Annotated in this window: 4 protein-coding genes; all 4 read right to left on the reverse strand. The window is 72.9% G+C overall.

All coding sequences use genetic code 11. From position 1 onward, the window contains the following. Positions 1–786: ADP/ATP-dependent (S)-NAD(P)H-hydrate dehydratase (locus WML84_RS14080; RefSeq protein WP_347346766.1), on the reverse strand; the 786-nt coding region annotated here is incomplete at its 3' end. Then, a complete protein-coding gene (locus WML84_RS14085; protein ID WP_347346767.1) occupies positions 770–1,492 on the reverse strand; it encodes a histidine phosphatase family protein in 723 nt (240 codons plus the stop codon). The genes WML84_RS14080 and WML84_RS14085, both read right to left, overlap by 17 nt. Before the next feature lie 130 nt (positions 1,493–1,622). Continuing rightward, positions 1,623–2,117: a methylated-DNA--[protein]-cysteine S-methyltransferase gene (locus tag WML84_RS14090; protein ID WP_347346768.1), complete on the reverse strand. Its 495-nt coding sequence runs from the start codon at positions 2,115–2,117 to the stop codon at positions 1,623–1,625. Between the two features lie 39 nt (positions 2,118–2,156). Next, a complete protein-coding gene (locus tag WML84_RS14095; RefSeq protein ID WP_347346769.1) occupies positions 2,157–3,122 on the reverse strand; it encodes a cation transporter in 966 nt (321 codons plus the stop codon). Between the last annotated feature and the right edge of the window lie 125 nt (positions 3,123–3,247).

The following is a 3,247-nucleotide window of genomic DNA, read 5'->3' on the forward strand; positions in this document are numbered from 1 at the left end:
CCTCTCGGCGAGCCGGCCGCCGGCGCGGGCGTGCGCCCACAGCCCCCACGCGGCCGCCCGGTCGGCGTCGATGCGGCGTGCGAGAAACCCGGTGATCGCCCCCGCCAGCACGTCGCCGCTGCCGGCCGTCGCAAGCTCCGGACCGCCGCCCTCGACGTGGAGGATGCGGCCCCCGGGCGCGGCGACGACGCCGTACGACGCCACGATCGCCCCGTAGCGGCGCGCGACCTCCGCGAGCGTCGGGATGAACGCGTCGCCGTCGGGCGAGCTGCCCGACAGGACCTCGACCTCGCGCTCGTTGGGCGTCAGCACGAGGTCCCGCGGGAGCCGGTCTCGGGCGATGTCGGGCAGCGCCGCCAGGGCGTAGGCGTCGAGCACGAGCCGCCGGGGCCGCAGGTCGAGCACGGCGTCGAGCGTCGCCCGCGTCTGCGGGACGTCGTCGAACCCGGGCCCGACCAGCACGGCGTCCGCCCGCTCGACGGCGTCGGCCGCCGCTCCCGAGATCGGGTCGTCCGGATCGTCGGGCAGCGCGTGCACGGCCGCCTCCGGGAGCAGCGCGCCCAGCTGTCCCTCCACCGACCCCGGCACGAGCAGGGCCACGCGACCGACGCCGACGCGCATCGCCGCCTCGAAGGCGAGGATCACCGCGCCGGGCGTGCGTCGCGACGCGCCGACGATGACGGCATCCCCTCGCGACTGCTTCGTGCGGCCCGGGTCGGGCAGGCCCCACACGCGCAGCGTGGCCGCGTCGATGCGGTCGTCCGAGCCGTCACTCCGGTTCGACATCGGGGCTCCCGGGGTGGACGGTGACGTCGGCACCCTCCTTCTGCAGGTGCGAGACCGTCGAGAACGCGAGCATCTCCCAGCGCGCCCCGTCGCGACGCAGGTGGGTCACCGAGGCGTTGAGGACCGTGTTGGCGGAGGCGAAGTCGAGGAGCTCGCGCTCGTTCATGGCGGTGAGGAGCGACACGAGCAGCAGCACGACCGCGTCGTGCGCGACGATCAGGGCGCCGCCGTCGGCGGCGGGGATCGAGTCGGTGAGGAACGACCGCAGCCGCAGCGCCACGTCGGCCCAGGACTCTCCCCCGGGCGGACGATGGTAGTACTTGCCGAGCCGCCGGCGCCGCTCGGCCTCCTCCGGGTGGAGGCGCTCCACGCCGCGGCGGGTGAGCAGGTCGAGCACGCCCAGCTCGCGGTCGCGCAGCCGCTCGTCGACGAGCGGCACGAGCGTCGAGCCCGACTCGGCCATCGCGAGCGAGAGGGTCTGCTGCGCGCGCAGGTACGGCGAGACCCACGCCGTGCCGATCCCGCCGTCGTGGTCGGCGAGCCACGCCCCGAACGCCTGCGCCTGCTCGGCTCCCGTCGTCGACAACGGCACGTCGGCGTCGCGCTCCTCGATCGCGATGACGTCGAGCCCCTCCCGCTCGGCGGTCGTCGCGGCGACGTTGCCGATGCTCTCGCCGTGCCGGGTGAGCCAGAGATCCGAGATCATCGCCTCACCGTAGATCGGCGGCGTCCGCCCGCGGAAGGGGTTGACGATGCCCCGCACGAGTCTCTATGGCGCCGGACGCCACCACGTCGATCCACCGGAGCGCCGTCCCTCGGCACCCGTCCGTCCTGACTCAGAACAGGGATGCGGGCAGGACTCCCTCGAGCGCGAGCAGCCAGCGCTTGGTCGCGAGGCCCTGGCCGCGGTCGCCGCCGGAATAGCCGCCGAGGCCGTCGCCGGCGAGAACGCGGTGGCAGGGGACGATGATCGGGACGGGATTCGCGCCCATGATCGCCCCGATCCCGCGTGCGGGGATGCCGGAACCGCTGCGGGTCGCCAGCTCCCCGTAGGTGACGGAGTCGCCGTAGCGGACCGTGTCGTGGAGGGTGGTGAGCACCGCGCGTGTGCCCTCCGAAGGGTGGCCGAGGTCGAACGGCACGTCGAATCGCCGCAGGTCACCGCGGAAGTAGGCCGCGAGCTGCGACATCGTCTCGGCGAGCAGCGCGTCCGGCGCGGACGCGGAATCCGCCGGACGCTCCGACTTCCACGCGACGCGTGTGATCGCCTCGCCGCTGCTCGTGACGCCGATGGTGCCCACCGGTGTCACGAGCGTGGCGAACGAGGGCATGGCGCGAGCGTACCCCAGCGGTCCGACACCCCGACGCGCTCAGACCGCCCGCTCGACCTCGTCGGGGAGGGATGCCACGACGACGATCGACACGTCCTGCATCTTCCAGTCCATGTCGGCGACGGCCCGCCGCGCGGCGTCGATCTTCGTGGCCGAGACACGGTCGCGACTCGGGACCACGAACGCCTCGACGTGGAACACCTGGCCCATGTCGCGCATGCGCACCGCCGCCTCGCGCACCCACGGCTGCCGCTCCAGCGCGCGTGCGATCTCGCCGGCGAGCGGATGCACGTCGGCGTCGTCGTGCGTGCGCGCCCGCTGGTCGATGAGGTCGAAGACGGCCGCGCGCGCGTTGCGGTAGCCGTCCCAGATGATGCCGAGCGAGATGAACAGGGCAGCCGCCCCGTCGAGCCACCACAGTCCCGCCCCGACGCCCAGCACGCCGACGATCGAGGCGACCGTCGTCGTCCAGTCGGCCTTGGCCATGTCGGCATCCGCGTACAGCACCTTGTTGTGCAGCACCGGGGCGAGCTTCGCCTTCGCGTTGCCGTAGAAGAACGGCCCGATCACGATCACGGCCATCACCGCGACCATGAACCAGCCGAGCCAGATGGTCTGTCCGAACACGCGGACGGTCCCGATCGCGGGATGCTCGCCGCGGATCAACCCGGACGCGGACTCGAACGCGAGGTTGCCGCCGACGGCGAGCAGGGCGACGCCCGCGACGAGGTGGCCGACGCCCATCACGCGGTGCAGACCGAACGGGAACGCGCGCGAAGGCGGTCGACGGATGAACAGCAGCGCGACGAGGAACGAGATCTGCGGGATGAGCGAGAGCATGTCCTCGATCCACGCGGTCTTCATCGCCTGCGAGCCGCCCACGACGAAGGCGATCACGACGATCGTGACCGACGTGTACGCGATCGTGAAGACCTCCCAGCGGATCGCGCTGCGCAGCGCCCGCTGCTGCTCGGGCGGGAGGTCCTTGCGACCGAGGCGCTTCACGGCGACAGCTCCTCGTCGAGATAGGTCTCGAAGGTGGACTGCAGCGCGTTCTCGCCCAGGGGCACGAGGAACACGAGCTTCCGTCCGTCCGACCCGTCGACGCCGGGGAACCCGCGGCTCACCGA

Source organism: Microbacterium sp. (genome assembly GCF_039812165.1).
Classification (GTDB): Bacteria; Actinomycetota; Actinomycetes; order Actinomycetales; family Microbacteriaceae; genus Microbacterium.

Excerpts from the sequence above, each read along its gene's own strand:
- WML84_RS14085 (WP_347346767.1), bottom strand. The coding sequence starts at position 1,492 with ATGATCTCGGATCTCTGGCTCACCCGGCACGGCGAGAGCATCGGCAAC.
- WML84_RS14090 (WP_347346768.1), bottom strand. The coding sequence starts at position 2,117 with ATGCCCTCGTTCGCCACGCTCGTGACACCGGTGGGCACCATCGGCGTC.